This window comes from Chryseobacterium sp. BGA-UO-ETr-SB22 (assembly GCF_059567885.1).
This window is the reverse complement of sequence record NZ_JCAQOV010000005.1, coordinates 3564717-3586752: the sequence shown is the minus strand read 5'-3', so window position 1 is coordinate 3586752 and position 22036 is coordinate 3564717. Positions and strand designations below refer to the sequence as shown.

Here is a 22036-nt window from a genome sequence, read left to right as displayed (position 1 = left end):
CCACTTAATACTATAATGCTACTGATAATTTTAATTTTCATGCATTATTAGAACTGACAATGCTTTCAGAATTTAAATTATACAGGAGAGTTGTATTGCAGTCGCCGTATAAATATCTCTAATATGTGATTAATTTTGATTGTATAATTAGATTTTATTTATTAAATCGTAATAATTTGATTTTAAACTTACTTATTAATAGGTGTTTAAGTCAATGTTAAATTCACTAAATAATGATATATATCATTATGTGATCCCTTTTTTCACTCACTGTTGAATATTATATTTGCCGAAACTTTTAATAAATACTATGAAAAAACAAATTTTATTTTGCTTCAGTAGTTTACTGATGCTTTTCATGAGTTCATGTTCAACGGAGGAACTGAACAGTGAGATAACGCCTGAAAGTCCTGCGGCAAAGGCTAATAGTCGATTATCTGCTTCCAAATTTGCTGGAGACGGAATTTATGATGTCTTAGGACATGGTTATAATGTTGCCGGTGAATATGCCAATGCTACAGCAGCAGGTTTTAAAGTGATCGATATTGATCGTTTTAAAGTGGAGCAGGCAAACAGATTAATCAGCGAAAATACATTCTCACAGGAATATACTGAAGAATATGGTGAAAATGCAGAATCATATTCTAAAATGGTTTCAACCAAAGTGAATGTTACTGCTGGTATTCCATTATTCAAGAAAACACTTTCAGTAGGATTCAACTCTGCAGTAACGACCAACAATAAGTTTGATGGAAAATATATCTACGGAAGCTATAATCTTACCATTAAACAGAAAAGAGTAAGATTCAATGCAACTGCTGATATGTTGGGAGACTATCTTACTCCGGAGTTTGCTCAGGATCTGCAGACAAAAACTCCACAACAAATTGTACAGGACTATGGAACTCACGTAACACTTGATATCTATACAGGAGCAAAGCTGGATGTTTTATTTCAGGCTGAAACAAGAAGCCAAAGCCGTGATCGTGCAGCAAGAATTGGTGTGAAAGTGGGAATGAAAGATATTTTTGATGTAGATGTAACGAATGATGTGAATACTTCTGAATCATCCATGAACTATTCTAAAAAATTAGCCTATAAAACAAGAGGAGGGGATCCTTCAAAAGGTTTAATAGGAGATCTGAACCTTGATCAGACAAATCCTAAAATCAACATTTCAAACTGGCAGAACAGCTCTAATGCAACTAATTCAGTGTTGGTAGATTTTGGAAACAACGGATTGGTTATCATCTATGACTTAGTGAAAGATGCAACTAAAAAGGCTCAGCTTAAAGCTTATGTAGATCAATATCTGATCGATAATAAAGTGTATATGGAGTTCAATACTATTCCAGTTTACAGATATTACAACGGACTAGATCATTACTATACAAGAACTCCGGGAAGCTATAGCGGATATTCTTATGAAGGAACAGAGTTCAATGCATTTTTATACAAAGCTCCAAACACAGTTCCTATTTACAGATATTGGAATGGTAAAGATCATTATTATACAAAAACTCCGGGATATTACCAGGGGTATGTAGACGAAGGAATTGAGTTCAATGCTTTTGCTACTCAACAGCCTAATACAGTTCCTATCTACAGATATTGGAACGGTAAAGACCATTATTATTCAAGATCCAGTGCAAGACCGGCAGGTTATGTTTCTGAAGGAATTGAATTCTATGCCTATTAATTAGAAATATTAAAATTTTACAACCAAAGAAACCGTTTCATTTTTGAAACGGTTTTTTGTTACCATGAAGAATAAAATGAATATCTGTACAATATTTTTTGTGGATAATGACAACACAGAAAGAATATTTCCGGCAGCCTTATCTTTAAAAATGTATTTTTGTACCTTATAAATTTAGATGATCAATGAAAAAAGCAATCTGCCTTTTTATCGTAGGAGAGAAGTACTGGAAAATGTATAATAAAAACAGAGCTAGATTTGAAAGCTATGCTAAAAAGTGTGGCGCAGATTTAAAGATCATTGATAAGCCTATGGATAATAAGTTTCATCGCCCGCTTCTTTCTCAGAAGCTTTTGATTCCTTCAGAAGCAAGGGAGTATGATATGGTTCTTTTTTTAGACCTTGATATCATTATCTCAGATAAAGCACCTTCCGTTTTTGATTATCTTCCTGAAGACAAATATTTCGGGGCTATTCTCGATCCGAGAGGTACTGAAGAATTCAACAAAACCTGGGGACATATTCCGAGAATTCTGGAAGAGACCAGCGAAATGTATTTTACTGACCGTCATTTTGAAGCAAATCCTTTATTGCAGGGAAGTATCAATGGCGGTGTATTTATTTTCAGACCGGAAAAAGTGGCTGATCTCTTCAAAGACTACTATTTTTCAGAGCATAATCAAGGTGAACTGAACAGTTTTGAAGAAACACCGTTCGCATATTTTTCCCAGATCAATAATTGGTTTGAAGCTTTACCGCCGGCCTTCAATGTTCAGATTTTATACAAAATAAAAGGAACAGAAAAAGGAAAAGAGGTAGAACATGATGAGAAAAAACTTCCACAATTTTTCAGAAAATATTACTACAAAAAATCAGGAAGCTGTTTTTATCCCACAAAGAAGTATAAGAATTACGTACAACAAATCATTGCTGAAAATTACTTTACTCATTTTTCTGGCAATTATCCTATAATCTACAATTAAATTATGAGCCTACTTTCACGCTTTTCCAGCAAGTTTATAACAGTTTCTTACGGAATTACTGTTAATGATGAAGCTAATGAACTGAAAAATTTACTGGATGTCCTTCTTCCTTTGATTGACAAAAATGATGAGGTCATTGTACTTCAGGATATCACCAATAAAAATAAAGAGGTAACAGAATTACTGAATAACTATGATAATATTATAAAACTTGAAGCAAGACTGGAAGGAGATTTTGCCACGTTTAAAAATAGATTAATAGAAAAGGCAACGTGCCAATATTTGTTTCAGATAGATGCAGATGAATATCCTACTGAGCATTTCATCAAAACATTGAAGCCTTATCTTAAAAAAGAAAAAAGTGTTGAAATATTTTTCGTTCCAAGAATCAATATTGTAGAAGGAATTACAGCAGAATATGTACAACAAATGGGCTGGAATATGAATAATGAAGGTTATATTAATTTTCCGGACTATCAGGCAAGGATTATTAAGAATAATAAAAAGATCTTCTGGAAAAATAAAGTACATGAAGTGCTGTATGGAAATAAAAACTTTACAGAAATTCCAAATAAATACGAATTATCATTAATTCATAAAAAGAATTTTGAAAAGCAGCAAAAGCAGAATAATTTTTATGAAACTTTGGAAGATTAATCAGGTTGAATTATTACAAAACTAAAATGGCAGATTTAGGAATTAACGTTTTTGGATTTATTAATGGTGAATTTGGTATTGCAGAAGCAACAAGGCTTAATTGTAAAGCGATGCAGAGTGCAGGGATTCCCCTTAATTTGATGAATTATGATGTGAGAACCAATCATGATACTAATGATCAGACTTTTACCCAATTTTCGGATAAAGCAGATCATCCTATCAATTTAGTTCAGGTTTCGGCGTCGGTTTCGGAAATGTCAAATTTCTTTGAGTATTTTGATTATTCTTTTTTTGAAAGGAAATACAACATTCTGTATATGGCCTGGGAATCAGAAACTATTCCGGAAGATTATCTTTTGAATATCAATCTTTTCGATGAGGTCTGGACTCCTTCAGAATATTGCAAAAAATGTATCGAAAAATATATCGCTTCTCCGGTAAAAGTAATTCCACACCCCATTGATATTAATCTGAAGCCAACGGAAGATGCTGATGCACTGAATTTTTATAACGCCGACTTCTTTAATTTTTTATTCATATTCGATTATAATAGTTCTATCCAAAGGAAAAATGTACTCAATCTGATTAAGGTATTCAGAGAGACTTTTGACGGAAAAGAAAATAATGCTTTTTTAACCATTAAAACATCTAAATCTGATAAATTTTCTCTGGAAAAAGAACAGATAAAAGAGGCAATCGGAGATTCTGTGAAAATCAAAGTGGTAGAAAAGATTTTTGATAAAAATGCACTGAACTATGTGATCAGTACCTGCGATAGCTATATTTCTCTTCACAGATCTGAAGGTTTCGGACTGACTATGGCAGAGGCTATGTACTTTGGAAAACCCGTTATTGCTACAGGATATTCCGGAAATCTGCAGTTTATGAATGATGAGAATAGCTTTTTAGTAAATGCGGAAAAGGTATCTTACGGTTCAGATGATCTTAATTATGATTCCAATACCATCTGGTCTGAGCCTTCACTAGAAAAAGCTTCAAAATATCTTAAAAAAATATACCAGGGCGAGGATGATATTAAAGTTATATCAGATAATGCACGCAAAACAATTACCAATGATTTTTCACTTGAGGGAGTAGGGAAATTGATTAGAAAAAGATCCGAAGAACTGATTTCTGAGGGTAAAATTCAGCAAAGCAGATCAGCATTAATGAAATTATATGCAGACAGTATATTTTTGAAAAAAGATCTGAGAATTTATAAAAAGAGTAAACCTATTCAGTGGATATATGATATCAAAATGTATTTCAGAAATAGAAAGGGGAAAAAATAATTTCTTATAAAACTAAAAGCGGTAGATTCATTTGAAACTACCGCTTTTTTTATTTTTTACCTTTTATTTTCTTCAGAAAGATATTTACTTTTTTTCTGATTTTATTGTATAATGTCTTTTCCAGGTAATTCACTCTGCCGCTTAGCCTGTCTATTTCGGCAAGGTGAAAAACGTTGTCTACACTGCTTCCTGGCGTATTTTCTTTCTTACCCATCTTATCAATAAAAGACAATCTTAAGGTAAGCAGCTCTCCGATAGCTTCAAGAGAAAAGTGATCTCTGATCTGAGCTTCGGCGCTGTGTTGAATGGAAGTTAAAGACTTGAAATTATTTTTTATATACTGAAGCTTTTGAGTAGCATCCTGTAAATCCGGCCTTGCCAGAGTAAGTCCTTCAGCAATCAATCCTTTTGTGTTGGAGGTTTTAATAAAATCATATTGAACAAGGAAGCTGTTGTTTACATTCATAAAGTCCAGGTTTCCGGAATATCCGGTTCCTACAACAATTTTCCCGTAAGACATTGCCTCTGCCATAGTCAGCCCGAAACCTTCGGAACCATGTAAAGAAATAAGAACATCAGATTTCTGAATCAATGAATGGAGCTTTTCCTTTGAAAAATGTTCATTAATAATGATAATATTTGAAATGCCGGCGTATTTTTCGAGTACTGCCTGTGCATCTTTACTCCTGTCAAGATTATGTGTTTTTACAATAAGAACACTTTCCGAATCGTTTTTGAAGACATTAATAAATGCTTCAATCGTAGCTTCAGGATTCTTTCTGATGGTTGTACTTAACGAATCAAAAATGGTAATATATACGTTTGTTCCGGGTTTAATATTGTATTCTTCAAAATCAAATTCATCAGAAGCAGGCAGCTTCTGAATAGGATGGGAGAATCTCATCACAGGAATTCCTGTATATTTTGTGAAAATATTGACACAGAAATCACTAGGAACCCACAATTCATCAAAAATATTCAGAAATTCAACTGTTTTATCTGAAACTTCGGGAAATTCCCAGGCCCAATAAACAATGTTGTAATGACCAGCAAGATTGATATCCTGATTTTTTGAAAAAAATTCGTGGGTCACATTACTGTTAATGTGAAAAATATTAATTAATGCATCGGGTTGTGCGTCACTTTTAGACTTTTCAAGAGTATCACTGGAGTAGCTGATGCGGTTTACTTTAATGCCTTTGCTTTCCATAGCAGCAGCATTAAGCCTTGTAGCCTCTGCTATCCCAAAATTTCCCTCAAAAAAACCGTGATAGTTTACGCTTAATGACATATCTTATAATGTTTTAAGTTTTTCTTTTACTTCTTCAGGTGAAAATGCTCTCAGACTGTCTACAGAATTTTGGCTCAATGTATTCCAAAGTTCCTCATTATTATTCAGCTGAATAATGGCTTCTGCAAAACTGTTTTCGTCATTGGCAATCAATACATTTTTCTTATCTGTAAGCTTCATTCCTTCGGCACCAATATCTGTGGTAACTACCGGAAAAAAATATTCAAAAGCCTGTCCGATTTTTCCTTTCACCCCAGCTCCAAACCGTAAAGGAGCCACCATGATTTTGGAATTCATGAAATGCTCTTCGATACTTTCTACAAACCCTAAAAATTTAAACTTAGGATATAGTTTGAGATCCAGTTTTTCGGAAACATTCCCAATAATGCTTACCTCCAGCTCAGGATTGGTTTTCCAGACAATGGGCATTATTTTTTCATACAGAAACTTTACCGCATCAATATTCGGTTCGTGGATAGAACCAATGAAGGTAATTCCTTTACTTTCACTAAAGTTTTTCCTTTCTGAAATATCAATTTTAGGATAATGAATATTTGATATGGTAATGATTTTATTTTTGTCCGCATACTGGCTCATAATTTCTTTCTCTTTATCGGAGATGGCAATAATATAATCCAGCTGTGGCGCAACAACTGTTTCCAGACGGAAGAAATGTTTATAGTTTTTCTTTAGAGAAATACGGGTTGGTTCCAGTTCAATCGCTCTTTTAAACCTTAAAAAATGAATATCTACCATATCATAAATGAATCGGGTAGAAGGTAAAACAGCCTTCATCTTTTTGTAAAACAGATTCAGGGCAAGCGGACCATTGAACCAAACGTAATCTACCTTTTTAAAAGAAGATAGAAAATCATAAATGTTCTTGTATTTATTGTTCTCTACATATACCAAAACATGGTGCTGCTGATAAAACTTTACATAAGAATCGTCTTCAAAAATATGGGGAGCAAATAAAATGCAGTTGTATCCTAATTCTTTGTAGATTAATATAAGTTCTTTCAGTCTGTTGGCCCCGGATTCTTTATCATGGGCAGGGAAATCTCTTGAAGCAAACAGGATCGTTTTTTGGGAAGCGTCATACAGATTGATGTTGACTATATCCTTAGACTGAAGATATTTGAGTTTTTCTTTTCTTTCGAAGTGTTTTTTTATTTTTTTTAAAATTCCCATTTGCTAGTTTTTAGTATCCAGTTCAAAAACTTTGTTTACCCAACTATCCAAAGTGTATCTGTAGTAGATTTCCTCAGAAATTTTCTCGTAAGGTGTTTCAAAAAAAGATTTGTCAAGATTACTAATATTTTTATTTAAAATCAAAATATTATTGGGATTGTAAAAATCATAGGTTTTAATGGCTTCATTATCAGTAATGATTTTCTTCTCCAGAGACATAGCCTCAAAAACTCTGAAACTAAGTCCATATTGCCCTTCACGCATAAGGTCAAGCAATACTTTTGAATTTTTATAATATTTTGGAAGATCGTTATGAGGAATCTTTTTGATGCTGAAAACCAGAAATAGGTTTTTGGGTACAGTCATGAAAATATTCGTCAGCTGATGTTTCCATGATTTTTTTCCGATGATCATAATCTGGAACTTCAGTCCCTGCTCAATCAGCTTTTTAGCCAGTAATTTTATCAATGAAACCCTTCTGTTATCATAAGAAGTGATGTAGAAAAGATCCATTTCAGGCTGCTGAATTTCTTTTGCGCAGTGCGGCAGATAAATATAATTCGTCAGTTTTTCAAACCCGTGCTTTGTAACATCAATATAATCAAAGGAAAATACTTTGTCAAAAAGGTAGAGTTTATCTTCTACAGGAACTCTTTCAAGGTTGTCATAAAGATAGGTAACCAGACGGTCTGAATATTTTCGGATTTTCTCAAGAGTTGAAAGATCAAACGTATCCGGGTTCATGACCAATATCTGATCCTGATGTCCTAATTTTTCCAGGGCATCCAGAACGTATTTCTGTCTTTTTTCAGTCTTAAGATTTTTATTTAAAAAGGTTTTGCTTAAAGCGTTTACAGCTCTTTCATTGAAGTTTGAATGAGTAACTGTACTGATCTTTACATGATGGGCATCAATACCCCGTTTGCATAATGTTTCAACAATATACTTATCATAATCCCAAAAATCATAACTAATGATACAAATCTTCATTCAACTAATTTTGCTCTTTTTTTAATGATTCATAGGTTTCAAAAACGCTTAAAGATTGCAGGTAAGATAACTGATACCCTTCTTTTCCGTCTAAAATACCCAGTCTCATTATATAGGCTTTAAAGAATTTAAAAGCTGTTTTAAGATATTGCACTAAAACATTGTACTTTTTCCCTTTTACAGCCAGTTCTTTCCCCTTTAAAACTCCGTAATGAATCATTTTTTTTCTATAAGATTCATAATCTGAAACGGAGTAATGTAGTAATTTATTTTTTAAAATCCCAATGGTTCCGTTGACTTCCAGAGTTTCGTGTACCTTTTTTCCTGCCATGTATCTGGCCTTCGATTTTCTGAAAAGCCTAAAGTTTTTATCAGACTGTGTTCCTGAAAAATGAATCGGTTTCTGAGCAAAAAAGAATTTCCTGTAAAAATAATAGGCATCTTTTTGCCCGGGTCTATTCAGCTCCTCTATAATTTCCTGCTTCAAAGCCGGTGTAAGTCTTTCATCACCGTCCAAAAATAGAACCCAGTCGTTTTTTGCAGAATCCAGAGCCAAATTTCTTTGCTTTGTAAAGTCTTCAAATTTATTTTGAACCACCTTCACATTGGGAAATTTCTTTGCAATTTCTACAGTTTTATCCGTGCTAAATGAGTCTATCACTACTATTTCATCACAGAAATCAAAAGACTCAAGGACATCCTGTATATTTTTTTCTTCATTATATGTTATGATCAAACCACTTATATTCATCACAACGCTTTGTTTGATAGAGAAGTACATATAATACTTCTTTAAATTGTTTTTAAAATAGTTTTAATCTTCCAAAGATAAGTTTTAATTTGAATTTTATTATCGAATCTTTGCCTTTTATATCAATTCTACACAGCTCGTAGGGACGCTGGGTAGGGTAATAATTTACCTTATTTCCAATTCTTACTGCAAAATCAATTCCTATTTTTTTCAAAATAGAAAAAAATGCTAATTTATCATGTTTTTTTTGTGGATATTTTCCATACGGATATGCCAAAACCCTTGAATACTTGATATTTTGGGCATCGAGAATTTGCATGTTTTTTTTTAGATCTTTTTCTATAAAATCAGCAGAAGCATTTTTTAGATTTTCATGAGCATGGCTATGAAGAGCAATCTCAAAATATTTTTTATCCAGATTTCTGATTTCATCAAAGGTCATCATAGGATAATTTTTATATCCTTTTTCAATGAATTCTGTTGGAATAAAAATGGTTGCCTTCAGATTATATTTTTCTAATAAAGACGGCAGATGCTCATAGTTATTTTTATATCCGTCATCAAAGGTGATGATTATATTTTTTTTCGATGCAGTATGAAGTTCTGAGAAAAACCTGGCAGCGTATTTTTTACGACTCAGATATGAAAACTGCTGTTCAAGGTTCTCCAGACTTACTGTAAGATCTTCGTGGCTTTCCTTTTCAATCTGATGGTACATGAGAATTACCAGTCTGTTGTACGGAAAAGCAAAAAGATAGAGGCGGAAATACACGACGATAAATACCGTCAAGAGAGCAGAAATAAGATACAGGACCATACTATTTCACTGTATTTTTTTCAATTTCTGAGAGTCTTATTTTTTCACGCAGTTTAATATACTTCAAAAAGGTGTAATAGGACATCGTTTTGGCAATGTAAAATCCGGGAAATCCGTCCAGGAAACCAAGTTTGAAAACAAATACTTTGATAAATTCAAAAACCGGACTTACAATGATTTTGAATCTTTTAATTTTCAGTTCTCTCTCAAACATTTTCTCAGCCATCATATCAGAATACTTATTGATTTTTGCGACATGATGATGAATACTTTTGTAGGTATAATGATTCAGTTTTCCTTCCAGAAGACCGGTCTTCTGATCTGTAATCAAAAATTCATGAACTTTATCATCAGAATATCTGGCGTATTTTTTTCTGAACAATCTTTCACGGCATACATTTCCCCATCCTCCGAATCTGATCATGTGGCTTCCGAGATGGTTGTTGAATTTCGCTTTATAGACGTTGAATTCTGTGTTCGTAGAGGAAACGATTTTCTGTATGGATTTTTTGAGATTCTCATCAGGAACTTCATCAGCATCCAGAAACAGAACCCATTCATGAGAACATAAAGTAAGGGCATGGTTTTTTTGTTCACCATACCCATTAAACTTTTTCTCAAAGAATTGTATCTGAGGATATTTTTGAGTGCAAATCTCTTTTGTCTTATCTGTAGAAAAGCTGTCGACAATAATAATTTCATCAGCAATATCTGCCAAAGAATTTAAAAGTCTTACGATATTCTCTTCTTCATTATAAGTAATGATTGCAAGGGAGAGAGCCATTTATTTATATTCAAGAATAGTCTTTTCAATAATCTTTACGCAATCCAGCAGTTGCTCTTCAGTAATGACCAATGGCGGTGCCAGTCTGATGATATTACCGTGTGTAGGCTTTGCGAGTAATCCGTTTTCTTTTAACTGTAAGCAAAGATTCCATGCGGTAGAACTGTCAGGAGTATCATTGATCAGGATGGCATTTAAAAGCCCTTTTCCTCTTACTTTGGTAATAAGGTCTGACTTTTCTATCAGTTTATCAATTTCACTTCTGAATAGCTGTCCAAGCTCTTCAGCTCTTTCAGATAATTTTTCTTCAGCTACCACGTCCAATGCCGCCACTGCTACTGCACAGGCAATAGGGTTTCCTCCGAATGTAGAACCGTGCTGTCCGGGCTTGATAACATTCATGATGCTGTCGTTAGCTAAAACTGCTGATACGGGGTACATTCCTCCGGAAAGAGCTTTTCCTAAAATTAATATATCCGGCTGTACATTTTCGTGATGACATGCAATTAATCTTCCTGTTCTTGCAATACCAGTCTGAACTTCATCAGCAATGAAAAGAACGTTATATTTTTTACATAGTTCAGAAGCATTTTTCAGGTAGTTTTCATCTGGAACATATACTCCGGCTTCTCCCTGAATAGGTTCTACAAGGAATGCCGAAATAGTATCTGCTTCTCTGCTCAGAACTTCTTCTAGGGCTGCAATATCGTTGTAAGGAATTTTGATAAATCCTGGTGTAAAAGGTCCGTAGTTCTGATTAGCATCCGGATCATTAGAGAAAGAAACTATAGTTGTAGTTCTTCCATGGAAATTATTTTCGCAAACAATAATTTTGGCTGCGTTTTCCGAAATTCCTTTTACTTCGTAGCTCCATTTTCTGGCAAGTTTTACTGCGGTTTCCACAGCTTCAGCTCCGGAGTTCATAGGTAAAACTTTATCAAATCCGAAAAGGGTTGTAATTTTTTGTTCGTATTCTCCTAATTTAGAATTGTAGAATGCTCTTGATGTTAACGCCAGTTTTTTTGCCTGTTCTACCAATGCGTCTACGATTTTAGGGTGAGAGTGCCCCTGGTTCACAGCAGAATATGCTGAAAGAAAATCATAATACCTTTTGCCTTCTACATCCCAAACGAAAACACCTTCTCCACGATCCAAAACTACTGGAAGCGGGTGATAATTATGAGCTCCATGTTTGTCTTCAAGGTCAATAAAATACTGTGAGTTTTTTGTTTGTTCTGCTGTTGACATATATTTTGGTTTTCAACAAATTTACGCAATATTAATGATATGCCTGAACAAATACCAAGTGTCGTATGGAGGTGCAATTGAAGTAGATTTTAAGGAAGAATTATGCTGTATCAGAAAATATTTTCTTTATTGGTAGGTTGTTATAGGTATTCTATCTTTACCATGGTCAGATTTTATTTTCTGCTTCTTTATTAATTTTTATTAACGGTTGGTAATGGAATGTTCCAACGGCCTGACATTGATGGTCTGTAATAAAAAACTGCCTCAAAAAGAGGCAGTTTCATTTTTATTTTAAAATAATCTTAGTGATTATCATATTTTCTGTCCATTACAAAATCTTCCATGAATTTTGTAGTATAGTTTCCTGCAAGATAATCTTCATTATCCATTAGTTGTCTGTGGAAAGGAATTGTTGTTTTTACTCCTTCAATATAGAATTCCTCAAGAGCACGTTTCATTTTAGCAATAGCTTCCTCACGGGTTTGAGCCGTAGTGATAAGCTTGGCAATCATTGAGTCATAGTTGGAAGGAATGCTGTATCCGGAATATACGTGAGTATCTACTCTGATTCCGTGTCCACCAGGGATGTTTAATCCTGTGATTTTTCCTGGAGATGGTCTGAAATCTGCGTAAGGATCTTCTGCATTGATTCTACACTCAATGGAATGTAATTTCGGGTAATAGTTAATTCCTGAAATAGGAGTTCCCGCAGCAAGAAGAATTTGTTCTCTGATCAGGTCATAATCAATTACCTGCTCAGTAATAGGGTGTTCTACCTGAATTCTTGTATTCATTTCCATGAAATAGAAATTTCTGTGTTTGTCTACAAGGAATTCAATAGTTCCTACACCTTCATAACCAATGAATTCAGCAGCTTTTACAGCAGCGTCACCCATTTTCTCACGAAGTTCATCTGTCATGAAAGGAGAAGGAGTTTCTTCAGTTAGTTTCTGATTTCTTCTCTGTACAGAACAGTCTCTTTCAGAAAGGTGACACGCTTTACCGAATTGGTCACCAGCAACCTGAATTTCAATGTGTCTTGGCTCTTCAATCAGTTTTTCCATATACATACCTCCGTTTCCAAAGGCTGCTACAGCTTCCTGAATTGCAGACTCCCAGTGATCTTTAAGGTCTTCAGCTTTCCAAACAGCTCTCATTCCTTTTCCTCCACCACCAGCAGTTGCCTTGATCATTACCGGGTATCCAGTTTCTTCAGCTGTTTTCACTGCGTGCTCGTAAGATTCAATTAAACCGTCAGAACCTGGTACACATGGTACACCTGCTGCTTTCATGGTAGCCTTAGCGTTAGCTTTATCTCCCATTTTTTCAATCTGCTCAGGAGAAGCGCCAATAAACTTGATACCGTTCTTTTGGCAGATTCTTGAGAAATTAGCATTTTCAGATAAGAATCCGTAACCTGGGTGAATGGCGTCTGCATTGGTAATTTCCGCAGCAGCAATAATGTTAGGAATTTTAAGATATGAGTCTTTGCTCATTGCAGGGCCAATACATACCGCTTCATCAGCAAATCTTACGTGAAGACTGTCTTTGTCTGCAGTAGAATATACTGCAACGGTTTTGATCCCCATTTCTTTACAAGTACGTAAAATACGCATTGCAATTTCGCCACGATTGGCTATTAATATTTTTTTGAACATCTCTCCGAAATTTTAAATTATAAATTTTGAATTTTAAATTATTTTAAATGAAAAGGATTCATCTAAAATTTATAATCTTTAATCTAAAATTCCTTAAGATGGATCTACTAAGAATAAAGGTTGGTCATACTCTACAGGAGTAGCATCGTCAACTAAAATTTTAACGATTTTTCCGCTGATTTCAGATTCAATCTGGTTGAATAACTTCATTGCTTCAATAACGCAAACTACTTTACCTACAGAAACATCATCACCTACATTTACAAATACATCTTTATCAGGAGATGGTTTTCTATAGAAAGTACCAATCATTGGAGACTTGATCGTTACATATTTGCTGTCATCAGATGCAGCTTCAGTTTTTTCTACAGCAAGAGCAGCAGGAGTTGCAACAGGTGCCGGAGCAGCTACAGCTTGTGGAGCTGTGTGGTATACTGCAGGCTGTGCATATACAGCATCGCTTCCAGCTAATGGAGTTTTAATAGTGATTTCGAAATCTTTAGTCTTGTATTTTACTTCTGAAACTTCAGCTTTAGATACAAACTTAATAAGATTTTGTATGTCTTTAATGTCCATAAATTTGATATTTGATTTTGGGTCAAAGATACCAAAAAAACGTAAAAAACAACAAAAAACCGCCAAATTTTATCAAAATTGGGCGGTTTTTGTATTAAAATGAGGCTTTTTCAATGAAAAGCGACTCTTAGTTTTCTTCAGTAGCAGCTACTTCTTTTTCCAATACTACTTTACCTCTGTAGTAAAGTTTTCCTTCATGCCAGTGAGCTCTGTGGTATAGGTGAAGCTCTCCTGTTGTTGCATCTTTAGCTAATTGAGGAACTACAGCTTTATAGTGAGTTCTTCTCTTATCTCTTCTTGTGGACGACTGTCTTCTCTTTGGATGTGCCATTTTCTAATAACTTTTTTAATTGATGAGCGATGAGATTTATCATCTCATCATATTTAAATTATTCTATTTAATTATTGTCTTTTAATTTTCTTAAAGCATCCCATCTAGGGTCACTTTTATGTTCTTCTTCTTCCTCTGTTTCCTCAATTTCTTTTGGACTGAACTGGTTAAGAATTTCAAGATCTTCATCATTTACATTGGGTGAAATCTTTTTCATAGGGATAGAAAGCATTACATTTTCATAAATCAAATGTGCTACATTGAAAGCATGCTCTGCAGTAGGAATAGTAATGACTTCTTCATTGCTGTCATCATATTCTTCCCCGAAATTCACCAAGATTTTGATTTCATTCTCAATAGGATAGTCAAAATCTTCGTTTGTGATATCACAAACCAGCTCAACTAATCCATTAATTTTAATTTCAAATTCTAAAAAAGTAGTGTGTTTATCAAGCGATACATTCACTTCTATTCTAGGATTTGTAAATTCCTGCTCAGTATCAAATAATTGAAAGAACGTTTTATCTATCTCAAAATTGAACTTATGTTTTCCGTTTTTAAGTCCGGAAAAGCTTACGTCATAGTTTCTTAACTTGTCCATAAAATGAGTGTGCAAAAATATGCATTTTTTTTATAATAACAAATAAAATCTGAAACAAATTAATTTAAAATTTGTTTTAAAGATTTATCCTTCAGTTTCCTCCGGTAGATCCTCATCTACTCCGTTGTCTACAACCATTTTTCTAGGCTGCATGCGGTCGTTCATTAGCTCGCTGTATTCGCTTCTGTTCTTGAAAATTTGAATCGCGGTGAAGATAGCTTCTGTAAAACTCTGCTCATCAGCAATATTTTTTCCTGCAATATCATAAGCAACACCGTGATCCGGAGAAGTTCTGATAAAAGGAAGTCCTGCCGTATAGTTCACACCTTCTTCATATGCCAATGTTTTGAAAGGGGCTAATCCCTGGTCATGATACATGGCTAAAACCGCATCGAAATTTTTGTATTTGCTTGGCTGGAAGAAGCTGTCTGCCGGGAAAGGCCCAAATGCCAATGTTCCGTTATCAGATAGTTCCCTGATTGCCGGGCTGATGATTTCAATTTCTTCATTTCCAATAACACCGCCATCTCCAGCATGAGGATTTAATCCCAATACAGCAATTTTAGGTTTTTGAATACAGAAATCTTCTATAAGCGTTTGGTTCAAAACTCTGATCTGTTTCTTTATTTTTTCCTTGGAAATATTTTCAGCTACCTGTGCAATTGGAATATGATGCGTGGATACGGCTACTTTAAGATCTTCAGTTACCAGGAACATTAATCCTTTTTTGCTGAATTTTTCTTCAAAATATCCTGTGTGTCCAGCATGTTTAAAGCCCATTTTCACCATTTCATCCTTGTTGATGGGAGCGGTTACTAAAACATCAATTTCTCCTTTCATTAAAGCTTCAGTAGCTGCTTCCAAAGAATCAATAGCCATTTTTGTAGACTCTTCCGTGGGAACACCTAGTTCTACATTCACGTTTTCCTTAGTCAGGTTGATCATATTGAGTTTTCCTGCCTGAGCCTGCGAAGCTTCATTAATATAGTTGAAATTAAGATTCAGCTTAAAAATGTTTTTCTGATAAGTGAATAATTTCCCCGAACCAAAAATTACAGGAGTGAAAAAGTCTGTAATGGTTTTGTCTTTCAGAGACTTCATAATGATCTCCGGACCGATGCCGTTGAAATCACCGATTGAAATTCCTACTCGTACTTTATGGTTTTTTGGGCTCATTTTGATTATCTTTGAAGATTATAATTTACAAATTTAGCAAAAAATAATATGTTCACAGGAATTATTGAAGCAGTTGGTGTTATTGAGAAGATTGAAGAAAAAGGAAGCAATATAGATTTTACCTTGACATGCCCCTTTACAAACGAGTTGAAAATAGACCAGAGCCTTGCTCACAACGGCTGCTGCCTTACGGTTGTTGAAATAAAAGATAATCAATATGTGGTAACAGCCATCAACGAAACGCTGGAAAAAACCAATCTCGGAAAATGGGGATTGGGAACCGTTGTCAATCTGGAACGCTGTATGAAGATGGATGGAAGACTGGATGGGCATATCGTTCAGGGACATGTTGATAAGACTGGTGAAGTTGTGGGGATTGAAAATAAAGACGGTAGTTATTTTATTACCATGAAATATGATAATGACGGAAGCTTTGTAACGGTGCCTCAGGGATCAATCACGGTAAACGGAATCAGTCTTACGGTTGCAAAAAGTGAAGATGCTCAATTTTCTGTAGCCATTATTCCTTATACATGGGAATTTACCAATATGAAAAATTTAAAAATTGGTGATAAAGTAAACCTGGAATTTGATATTATTGGTAAGTATATTGCTAGGTTAATTAAAAAGTAGAATGTCAATTAATAAGTATAAAGGATATAGCTTAAGGAACCGTGTGTTTTTCGGTTTCCTGCTGGTATGTTTTTTAAGTGTTGTAGCTACTTCACTTGTTCCCTACTTTGTTTTAAGGAATAATTCTTTGCAGCAAAGTAATATTGACATGCAGGAGAAGACTACTGCGGTAATGAGGTATCTTGATTATGCCGTAAGCCGTACGCTTGTAGAAACTAAAGATTTACCAACGGTTTTAGGAAATAAAATTTTCGAAATAGGGGATATCAACCAACACGATATTATTATTTATGATTTAAAAGGAGATTATCTGCTTTCCAATAAAGATGAAGCTTTAGTTGAGCAGAAGACTATTCCTATGGAAATCATTAACAGGATATTGGCAACGGATGCCAGGGTTGATTTGACAAGGTATGACGCAGCTAAAGATGCCAGGCTTACCTCTTCTTACCTTCTGTTGAAAAACAATGAACTGAAACCGATAGGAGTTGTCTATATTCCTTTATATCATAATGAATCTGCTTATCTGGAGGTTCTTCATCAATATGTAAAATACATTCTTTTAGTCGATATATTCCTGATTCTCTTCAGTATCTGGATCAGCTGGGTGACGTCTAACAGTCTTGCGAAAACAATCACGAAATTCTCTGATATGATTACCCGTATTACATTATTTGAAAATGAAATGCGTCCTATCAGATATTATAAAAACGATGAGCTTAATGCATTGGCAAGAGCTTATAACAGAATGATTCTGCAAATCCAGGATCAGAAAGAAAGACTTAGGTTTAAGGCATCTGAAGAAGCCTGGAGGGAGATGGCCAAGCAGGTTGCTCATGAGGTGAAAAACCCACTGACTCCGATGAAGCTGACTATTCAGAATTTTGAAAGAAAGTTTGATCCGGATGATCCGAATATCAGAGAGAGGGTAAAACAGATGAGTAAAACGATTGTGGATCAGATAGATCTGATTGCAACGGTAGCTTCAGCTTTCTCAGAATTTGCGAAACTTCCTGAAAAGAATAATGAAGTGATCAATCTGAATACCGAGGTTGAAGATATTCTCCGTGTCTTCAATGATGACAGCATCTTTATGCATGCCAATAAGACCAATATTATGATCAATATGGATAGGATTTATCTTTCCAGGATTATAACAAATCTTGTTACTAACGCAAAACAGGCAGAAAGCGATGAAAGAAAACTCATCATCAATGTAGATGTGGAGCAGCATCAGAGAAGGGTGATTATTTCTGTTCAGGATAACGGAATAGGAATTCCTGAAAATATGTACGAAAGAATTTTTGAACCGAATTTTACTTCTAAAAGCAGTGGAATGGGGCTTGGTCTGTCTATGGTGAGAAAAATGATTGAAGATTATAAAGGAGAGATCTCAGTGAAATCCGAAGTAGGAAAGGGGTCTACATTCATTATTACACTGCCTACCAATTTATAGTGAAACCTTTTACATTTAAGCAATTTAAAATTGAGCAGTCTAAAGACGTCTTCCGTGTAGGAACAGACGGTGTTCTGCTTGGTGCTTTGGCAGATGTTCATGGTGTTTCCAGTGTTCTGGAAGTAGGGACGGGAACAGGTCTGATCTCCTTAATGCTGGCGCAGAGAAATCTACAGGCTCATTTTTTAGGACTGGATATTAACGAAGAGGCAGCAGCGCTTACCAGGCTTAATTTTGAAACCGCACCTTTTCATGCAAGGCTGAAAAACAGGCATCAGGATTTTAAAACTTTTGAAACGGAAGAACGGTTTGATCTTATTGTTTCCAATCCTCCTTATTTTGAAGAATCCGGATCTGAAAAAGATAAGATTGCACGTCAGACTGTAGAATTAAACTTCAGTCAGTTAATTGCCAATGCGGCACGGTTATTATCTGAAAATGGTATTTTTTCTGTAATTATTCCCGTTGAAGCAGGAGAAATTTTCATTTCATTGGCTAAAGAAAATCATCTGTTTTTAAACAGAAAGGTCAATATCAAAGGGATTGAAAATTCAAATGTTAAAAGGCTGATTTTGGAGTTCTCATCACAGGAAAATGAGATCGTCGAATCTGATTTTATTATAGAAAAAAGTCCGAGACAATACTCGGACCAATATCTTGAACTCACCAAAGAGTTTCATGTTTTTAAATAGAAATCAGAAAGGGTTAAAAACCTTGTAAGTCTTAATTTCTGAATTTTTCAATTCTTACTCAAACAATTCTGCGGTATCCAATACAGATACTTTTCCATCTTCACATCTGATGGCTTCACCAGGGAAGTTTTGAATCATATGATAATCATGTGTTGCCATTACTACTGCAGCGCCATTTTCAAGGGCAACCTGCTTCAATAGCGTCATGATTTCGTTGGAAGTTTCAGGATCAAGGTTTCCGGTCGGCTCATCTGCTAAGATCAGATCCGGGTGGTTAAGAAGAGCTCTTGCGATAGCAATACGCTGCTGTTCTCCTCCGGAAAGTTCGTGTGGCATTTTGTGCTTTTTGCTTTTCATATTCACACTTCCTAAAACCTCATTGATGCGGTCTTCTATCTTTACTTTATCATTCCATCCCGTTGCTTCAAGAACGAATTTTAAGTTTTTTTCAACTGTTCTGTCAGAAAGTAACTGGAAATCCTGGAATACGATTCCTAATTTTCTTCTTAGGTTTGGGATGTCAGACGGTTTTAGCTTTGCCAGGTCAAATCCTACAACGGTTCCGTGTCCTGATGCTAATGGAATGTGTCCGTAAAGCGTTTTCAGAAGGGAACTTTTTCCGGAACCTGTTTTTCCGATAAGATAGCAGAATCTACCTTTTTTAATGTTAAGATTTACATCAGAAAGTACAGTGAAGTTTTTTTGCGCAATCTTTGCACTTTGTAAACTTATAATATTGTCTCCGGAGATATTTGTATGTGGCATAATTTAATTTTAAAGGCTGTTTCTAACAAAAATATTTCAACTTTTAAAAATAGAAAAAGATGTTGATGTAGCCTAAATTTTAGTAAATTTTAACAACAAAAAATGCCTGAAAAGTAACTTCTCAAGCATGTTTTGTATATGATAATAAAAGATTATCTCTTAGCGCGTGCAGCACTTACAGTTAAACTCTTTCTGCCTTTAGCTCTTCTAGCAGCCAAAACTCTTCTTCCATTTGGCGTAGACATTCTTTCTCTGAAACCGTGTTTGTTTCTCTTTTTTCTTTCTGATGGCTGGAATGTTCTTTTACTCATTACTATATGTTTAAATCGTAATTAATCTATTAATTTTCAGGTTGCAAAGATATATAAATTTTTATAAGTTACAAACTTTAATTATTTTTTTTTGAAATTAAATGCAATGTTTTTTATTGAACAATGATAAACCCCTTGATGAGTATACCATTTCTCTCTGCAAAAATAATATTTAAATGATTTATATAAAAGCTCTATCTTTGAAAACTTTAATTTTAACGAAAATAAACACCAGATGTTTACACCAGCAGAACTTTTAGATATCAATACATTACTTACTCAAGAGAGCAAAATAGTTATCCTTACCCACTATAATCCGGATGGAGATGCTATTGGTTCAAGTTTGGGGTTGAAACACTATCTGAAAGCAAAAGGAATTCATGCTGAGGTGATTGTACCTAATGATTTCCCGAAATTTCTGAAATGGATGCCGGAGTCTAAAAAAGTAATTATTGCTGAGTATAAAAGAAAGCTTGCCTCTGATATGATTGCAGGAGCAGATGTTATTTTCTGCCTGGATTTTAATTCTCCTTCACGAATCGGATTATTAGGAGATTGGCTGGTTAAAGCTCAAGGGAAGAAAATTCTTATTGACCACCACCAGCAGCCGGAAAAATTTGATTTTGTCTATTCTGATACCGTAATCCCGGCGACTTCACAAATGATCTATCATTTCATTGAAGCGATGGATGATGAAAAACTTGTGAACCAGGATATGGCAGAATGCCTTTATACTGGGATTATGACTGATACAGGGGGGTTCCGTTTTCGTTCTACCAGTGCTACTACACACAGAATTATTGCCCATTTGATCGAAAATGGTGCAGATCCTGCGATGATCACATCCAATACCTGGGATACCAATACGGTTTCTCGTCTGCATTTACTTGCTTTGGTTCTGGGAAGAATAGAAGTGGTGAATGATGGAACAGTAGCTGTTTTAAGCCTTACAAGAAACGAATTGAAAGAATTTGGTTTCCAGAAAGGAGATACTGAAGGTTTTGTAAACTATGGTTTAAGTATTGGCGGAGTAAAAATGTCTGCATTCTTTATGGAAGATTTGTATGAAGATTTTGTTAAAATTTCATTCAGAAGTAAAGATGATGTAGATGTAAACCAATTCTCAAGAAAATATTTCAGTGGTGGCGGACACATCAATGCAGCCGGAGGGAAATCTTTAGACTCTTTATCCGGAACTATAGCCAACTTTAAAGAGAAGGTAAAAGAGGAAGGATTATAGGAGAGGGAAGATCTGTAAACTCTCTGTTCTCAAATTCTAGATACTTTTACGAAATCCTTTCTCTTCAAGTTCCTGACAGGTATATTCATACACCTGCTGAAACATTTCATCCATATATCGTTTGTTGAAAAGACTGTATTTCGTCATCTTAGGCGGATCTAAAAAAATATTACAGTATTTCGCCTTAGAGTACACCGATTTTGCAATGGCTAAGTGAAGGATTCTGTCGAATTCTTTCATCAGACTCATTTTGTTTAATTGATCGTAGCTGATGGAGTTGACATGGGAGGCAATAAGGAAGTTGCATTTATCCACAATGGGTTCAATGGGGAGATTGTCCAGAACACCACCGTCAACATAAATTTTTTCCCCTATCCTTACCGGAGGAAGAATAAAAGGAACGCTGGAAGAAGCCAGTAACGGACCGAAAAGCTCTCCTTCAGAAAAGAAATCTACAATACCATGGGTCATTTCAGTGGTTGCTACATATATAGGGATTTTCAAAATACTGAAATTATCTTCCGGGAAATAATCTTTGAACAGTTTTAAAATAAAATTAGAACTGAAAATTCCGTTTTTTGATAATTTTAATGATGATCTGGAAAAAAAAGAAGTCTGTTTTACAATTTCCATCATTTCGTCCGGTGTTTTTCCAAAAGAATAAAAGGCACCAATGATAGAGCCTGCACTGGTTCCTGAGATAATTTGCGGCTTCAGGTTATATTCTTCCAGAGCTTTCAGTACGGCAATATGGGCAATCCCACGCATTCCTCCGCCTGAAAGTGTAAGTCCGATAACTGGTACCGGTACCGGTGGTTTCTTTTTTTTGAATGAGAATAAAGCCATTACGAATATTATCCTCTACTAATATACAGGATTTTTTTATTAAATATG

Annotated in this window: 23 protein-coding genes; 8 read left to right on the top strand and 15 right to left on the bottom strand. The window is 34.9% G+C overall.

The window, feature by feature from the left end:
- Positions 1 to 310 precede the first annotated feature (310 nt).
- The 4 genes from AC57AW_RS23700 to AC57AW_RS23685 all read left to right on the top strand — a co-directional run bounded on the left by AC57AW_RS23700 (position 311) and on the right by AC57AW_RS23685 (position 4631).
- Entirely contained in the window at positions 311 to 1699 is a 1389-nt protein-coding gene (locus AC57AW_RS23700) for an MAC/perforin domain-containing protein (RefSeq protein WP_318846306.1), read from the top strand.
- Between the two features lie 185 nt (positions 1700 to 1884).
- Positions 1885 to 2682 (top strand): glycosyltransferase family protein, encoded by a 798-nt coding sequence (locus AC57AW_RS23695; protein ID WP_496353819.1) that lies wholly within the window; start codon positions 1885 to 1887, stop codon positions 2680 to 2682.
- Positions 2683 to 2685: 3 nt separating this feature from the next.
- Positions 2686 to 3339, top strand: a complete 654-nt coding sequence (locus tag AC57AW_RS23690; protein WP_496353818.1) for a glycosyltransferase — start codon at positions 2686 to 2688, stop codon at positions 3337 to 3339.
- Positions 3340 to 3365: 26 nt separating this feature from the next.
- Positions 3366 to 4631, top strand: a complete 1266-nt coding sequence (locus AC57AW_RS23685) for a glycosyltransferase (RefSeq protein ID WP_496353817.1) — start codon at positions 3366 to 3368, stop codon at positions 4629 to 4631.
- 49 nt (positions 4632 to 4680) lie between these two features.
- On the opposite strand, the gene AC57AW_RS23680 is transcribed toward AC57AW_RS23685, so the two are convergent.
- The 12 genes from AC57AW_RS23680 to pdxA all read right to left on the bottom strand — a co-directional run bounded on the left by AC57AW_RS23680 (position 4681) and on the right by pdxA (position 16045).
- A complete protein-coding gene (locus AC57AW_RS23680) occupies positions 4681 to 5922 on the bottom strand; it encodes a glycosyltransferase (protein ID WP_496353816.1) in 1242 nt (413 codons plus the stop codon).
- A gap of 3 nt (positions 5923 to 5925) precedes the next feature.
- The gene (locus AC57AW_RS23675; protein ID WP_496353815.1) at positions 5926 to 7113 is read right to left on the bottom strand and encodes a glycosyltransferase family 4 protein; all 1188 of its coding nucleotides are present in this window, start codon (positions 7111 to 7113) and stop codon (positions 5926 to 5928) included.
- A 3-nt stretch (positions 7114 to 7116) separates the two neighbouring features.
- Positions 7117 to 8103, bottom strand: a complete 987-nt coding sequence (locus tag AC57AW_RS23670; RefSeq protein ID WP_496353813.1) for a WaaS/CpsH family glycosyltransferase — start codon at positions 8101 to 8103, stop codon at positions 7117 to 7119.
- A 4-nt stretch (positions 8104 to 8107) separates the two neighbouring features.
- Positions 8108 to 8884, bottom strand: a complete 777-nt coding sequence (locus AC57AW_RS23665; RefSeq protein WP_496353812.1) for a glycosyltransferase family 2 protein — start codon at positions 8882 to 8884, stop codon at positions 8108 to 8110.
- Between the two features lie 22 nt (positions 8885 to 8906).
- Positions 8907 to 9671, bottom strand: coding sequence for a polysaccharide deacetylase family protein (locus AC57AW_RS23660; RefSeq protein WP_496353811.1), 765 nt, complete (start codon positions 9669 to 9671; stop codon positions 8907 to 8909).
- A 1-nt stretch (position 9672) separates the two neighbouring features.
- A complete protein-coding gene (locus tag AC57AW_RS23655) occupies positions 9673 to 10455 on the bottom strand; it encodes a glycosyltransferase family 2 protein (RefSeq protein WP_496353810.1) in 783 nt (260 codons plus the stop codon).
- Entirely contained in the window at positions 10456 to 11703 is a 1248-nt protein-coding gene (gene rocD / locus AC57AW_RS23650) for an ornithine--oxo-acid transaminase (RefSeq protein ID WP_318846316.1), read from the bottom strand. It abuts the gene before it with no gap.
- Between the two features lie 302 nt (positions 11704 to 12005).
- A complete protein-coding gene (gene accC, locus AC57AW_RS23645) occupies positions 12006 to 13361 on the bottom strand; it encodes an acetyl-CoA carboxylase biotin carboxylase subunit (RefSeq protein WP_496353809.1) in 1356 nt (451 codons plus the stop codon).
- A gap of 93 nt (positions 13362 to 13454) precedes the next feature.
- The gene (gene accB, locus AC57AW_RS23640; protein WP_318846318.1) at positions 13455 to 13937 is read right to left on the bottom strand and encodes an acetyl-CoA carboxylase biotin carboxyl carrier protein; all 483 of its coding nucleotides are present in this window, start codon (positions 13935 to 13937) and stop codon (positions 13455 to 13457) included.
- Positions 13938 to 14064: 127 nt separating this feature from the next.
- Positions 14065 to 14268 (bottom strand): 50S ribosomal protein L32, encoded by a 204-nt coding sequence (gene rpmF, locus AC57AW_RS23635; RefSeq protein WP_002976251.1) that lies wholly within the window; start codon positions 14266 to 14268, stop codon positions 14065 to 14067.
- Between the two features lie 67 nt (positions 14269 to 14335).
- On the bottom strand, positions 14336 to 14869 hold the full coding sequence (locus tag AC57AW_RS23630) for a YceD family protein (protein WP_318846319.1): 534 nt from the start codon (positions 14867 to 14869) through the stop codon (positions 14336 to 14338).
- Between the two features lie 84 nt (positions 14870 to 14953).
- Entirely contained in the window at positions 14954 to 16045 is a 1092-nt protein-coding gene (gene pdxA, locus AC57AW_RS23625) for a 4-hydroxythreonine-4-phosphate dehydrogenase PdxA (protein WP_318846320.1), read from the bottom strand.
- Between the two features lie 48 nt (positions 16046 to 16093).
- Here pdxA and AC57AW_RS23620 point away from each other — a divergent pair, with 48 nt between their 5' ends.
- Genes AC57AW_RS23620 through AC57AW_RS23610 form a run of 3 tightly spaced genes read left to right on the top strand, consistent with a single transcriptional unit; the run spans position 16094 to position 18826 of the window.
- On the top strand, positions 16094 to 16678 hold the full coding sequence (locus AC57AW_RS23620; RefSeq protein ID WP_496353808.1) for a riboflavin synthase: 585 nt from the start codon (positions 16094 to 16096) through the stop codon (positions 16676 to 16678).
- A 1-nt stretch (position 16679) separates the two neighbouring features.
- Positions 16680 to 18134, top strand: a complete 1455-nt coding sequence (locus tag AC57AW_RS23615) for a sensor histidine kinase (protein WP_496353807.1) — start codon at positions 16680 to 16682, stop codon at positions 18132 to 18134.
- On the top strand, positions 18134 to 18826 hold the full coding sequence (locus AC57AW_RS23610) for a tRNA1(Val) (adenine(37)-N6)-methyltransferase (RefSeq protein ID WP_496353806.1): 693 nt from the start codon (positions 18134 to 18136) through the stop codon (positions 18824 to 18826). The genes AC57AW_RS23615 and AC57AW_RS23610 overlap by 1 nt, the downstream gene beginning before the upstream one ends.
- A gap of 54 nt (positions 18827 to 18880) precedes the next feature.
- On the opposite strand, the gene AC57AW_RS23605 is transcribed toward AC57AW_RS23610, so the two are convergent.
- Both AC57AW_RS23605 and rpmH read right to left on the bottom strand, forming a co-directional pair.
- Positions 18881 to 19591, bottom strand: coding sequence for a cell division ATP-binding protein FtsE (locus AC57AW_RS23605; protein ID WP_077418814.1), 711 nt, complete (start codon positions 19589 to 19591; stop codon positions 18881 to 18883).
- Positions 19592 to 19743: 152 nt separating this feature from the next.
- The gene (gene rpmH / locus AC57AW_RS23600) at positions 19744 to 19902 is read right to left on the bottom strand and encodes a 50S ribosomal protein L34 (protein ID WP_034701860.1); all 159 of its coding nucleotides are present in this window, start codon (positions 19900 to 19902) and stop codon (positions 19744 to 19746) included.
- A 235-nt stretch (positions 19903 to 20137) separates the two neighbouring features.
- Here rpmH and AC57AW_RS23595 point away from each other — a divergent pair, with 235 nt between their 5' ends.
- A complete protein-coding gene (locus tag AC57AW_RS23595) occupies positions 20138 to 21142 on the top strand; it encodes a DHH family phosphoesterase (RefSeq protein ID WP_496353805.1) in 1005 nt (334 codons plus the stop codon).
- 36 nt (positions 21143 to 21178) lie between these two features.
- Here AC57AW_RS23595 and AC57AW_RS23590 read toward each other — a convergent pair whose 3' ends face one another.
- Positions 21179 to 21988, bottom strand: coding sequence for a patatin-like phospholipase family protein (locus tag AC57AW_RS23590; protein WP_496353804.1), 810 nt, complete (start codon positions 21986 to 21988; stop codon positions 21179 to 21181).
- Positions 21989 to 22036 lie beyond the last annotated feature (48 nt).